2 rRNA genes are annotated in these 3,129 nt (G+C 47.0%); both read right to left on the bottom strand.

The window, feature by feature from the left end:
• A 5S ribosomal RNA gene (gene rrf, locus EV215_RS10360) occupies positions 1-92 on the bottom strand; the annotation flags it as partial.
• Between the two features lie 49 nt (positions 93-141).
• A 23S ribosomal RNA gene (locus EV215_RS10355) occupies positions 142-3,054 on the bottom strand.
• Between the last annotated feature and the right edge of the window lie 75 nt (positions 3,055-3,129).

Raw genomic sequence — 3,129 nt, 5'->3', positions numbered from 1 at the left:
ATCGTCTCCAATTCAGTACTTTCGGCGTTTAAGGGCTTAACTTCCAGGTTCGGAATGTAACTGGGTGTACCCCCTTAGCTATCTTTACCAAGCAACATATATTTAATTTTTAAGACATTTAAAAATGAATATAGCATTTGTTAGGATAAGAGTTCGTCTAATTAGTACTGGTCAGCTAAATGTATTACTACACTTACACCTCCAGCCTATCAACCTCCTAGTCTCGAAGGTGACTTATTGGCTAATGCCAGAGAGTACTTATCTCGAAGTTGGTTTCCCACTTAGATGCTTTCAGCGGTTATCCATTCCAAACGTGACTACCCAGCTGTGCCACTGGCGTGACAACTGGTACATCAGAGGTTTGTCCATCCCGGTCCTCTCGTACTAAGGACAGATCTTCTCAATACTCTTACGCCTGCAGTGGATAGGGACCGAACTGTCTCACGACGTTCTGAACCCAGCTCACGTACCGCTTTAATGGGCGAACAGCCCAACCCTTGGGACCTTCTCCAGCCCCAGGATGCGATGAGCCGACATCGAGGTGCCAAACCCTGCCGTCGATATGGACTCTTGGGCAGGATCAGCCTGTTATCCCCAGGGTAGCTTTTATCCGTTGAGCGACGGCCCTTCCATTCGGTACCGCCGGATCACTAAGCCCTGCTTTCGCACCTGCTCGACATGTCTGTCTTACAGTCAAGCTCCCTTATACCTTTACACTCTGCGGTTGATTTCCATCCAACCTGAGGGAACCTTTGGGCGCCTCCGTTACTCTTTCGGAGGCGACCGCCCCAGTCAAACTGCCCACCTAGCACTGTCTCCAAGACTACACATCTCAGATTAGAATTCCAATGTTATATGGTTGGTATTCCACCAACGACTCATACACACCTGGCGGCATGTAATCAATGTCTCCCAACTATCCTATACACATAACATCAAAACCCAATACCAAACTACAGTAAAGCTCCATGGGGTCTTTCCGTCCTACTGCAGGTAACCGGTATCTTCACCGGTAATACAATTTCACCAGGCCTCCCGCCAAGACAGCGCTCGAATCGTTACACCATTCGTGCAGGTCGGAACTTACCCGACAAGGAATTTCGCTACCTTAGGACCGTTATAGTTACGGCCGCCGTTCACCGGGGCTTCAATTCGGAGCTCTCACTCCTCCTCTTAACCTTCCGGCACTGGGCAGGTGTCAGCCCATATACATCGCCTTTCAGCTTAGCATAGACCTGTGTTTTTGTTAAACAGTCGCTCGAGCCTCTTCACTGCGGCCTTTTTTAGCTCCAGATGTAAATTCCTTCACCAAAAAAGGCACCCCTTCTCCCGAAGTTACGGGGTCATTTTGCAGAGTTCCTTAGCGAGAGTTAGCCTGTACGCCTTAGATTTCTCATCCTGTCCACCTGTGTCGGTTTACGGTACGGGCACTTATATTTTAACGTTAGAAGCTTTTCTTGGCAGTGTAGGATCAATGCCTTTTCCACATCACACCTCAGATATAGTTTAACGGATTTGCCTATTAAACCATCCTACATGCTTGTACCAGGACAACCGTCGCCTGGCGCATCTACCTTCCTGCGTCCCTCCATCACAAAATATAAGTGGTGTAGGAATATTAACCTACTTTCCATTCGCCTACGCTACTTAGCCTCAGCTTAGGTCCCGACTTCCCCAGGGAAGACAAGCTTTACCCTGGAACCCTTGGACTTCCGGCGAGAGGGTTTCTCACCCTCTTTCTCGCTACTCATTCCTGCATTCTCACTTCTGATACCTCCAGTACTCCTTACGGTATACCTTCAACGGCCTACAGAACGCTCTCCTACCAACGTTTAAAACGTTCCACAGCTTCGGTTTATATCTTAGCCCCGTTACATTGTCGGCGCAAAGACTCTCGACCAGTGAGCTATTACGCACTCTTTAAATGAATGGCTGCTTCTAAGCCAACATCCTGGTTGTTTAGGAGTCTTCACTTCCTTTCCCACTTAGATATAATTAGGGACCTTAGCTGGTGGTCTGGGCTGTTTCCCTCTCGACTATGGACCTTATTACCCATAGTCTCACTCCTAAGCTATAAATCTACGGTATTCGGAGGTTGGTTAACTTCGGTAAGCAGTATGCCCCCTAGGTCATCCAGTGCTCTACCCCCGCAGATAAACACTTAAGGCTGCACCTAAATGCATTTCGGAGAGAACGAGCTATCTCCTGGTTCGATTGGCTTTTCACCCCTATACCTACCTCATCCCCCGGCTTTTCAACGACGGTGGGTTCGGACCTCCACTGTGTCTTACCACAGCTTCATCCTGGACAGGTATAGATCACCAGGTTTCGCGTCTACAACTATCGACTTAACGCCCTATTCAGACTCGGTTTCCCTTCGGCTCCGTTTTCTTAACCTTGCCAATAATCGTAACTCGCAGGATCATTCTCCAAAAGGCACGCCGTCACACACATATGGTGCTCCGACCGCTTGTAAGCATACGGTTTCAGATTCTATTTCACTCCCCTCCCGGGGTTCTTTTCACCTTTCCCTCACGGTACTATGCGCTATCGATCAATAAGAGTATTTAGCCTTACGTGATATGGTCCACGCAGATTCACACCGAATTTCACGTGTTCGGTGCTACTCGGGAGAGTATAAAATACATTTATTAAATTCCCTATACAGGACTTTCACCTTCTACGGTTGACCTTTCCATGTCATTCTAGTAGCTTAATAAATATATCGAATACCTTGCAGTTCTTCTGTTATACTTCCCACTACCCCATACAAGCAACGGCTGCATCCTTGACACTTATATGGTTTAGGCTTTTCCCCGTTCGCTCGCCGCTACTAGGAGAATCGTTTTTACTTTCTCTTCCTCGGGTTACTTAGATGTTTCAGTTCACCCGGTTCCCGTTTTCACAGTTATTCTTCAAATAACTAGGTTGTCCCATTCGGAGATCCAAGGATAAACGCTCTATTGCAGCTAACCTTGGCTTATCGCAGCTTAACACGTCCTTCATCGGCTCTTATTGTCTAGGCATCCACCGTATGCTCTTAATTTCTTAACCTAACATGATGATAAATCATACAACTAACTCTATAGTGATTTTGTCTGCTATATTCATTTTTTAATGTCCTAACAT

Origin of the sequence: Hypnocyclicus thermotrophus (assembly GCF_004365575.1) — a bacterium.
GTDB classification, from domain to species: domain Bacteria; phylum Fusobacteriota; class Fusobacteriia; order Fusobacteriales; family Fusobacteriaceae; genus Hypnocyclicus; species Hypnocyclicus thermotrophus.
The sequence above is the reverse complement of the archived record's forward strand: the minus strand, read 5'-3'. Positions and strand labels throughout refer to the sequence as shown.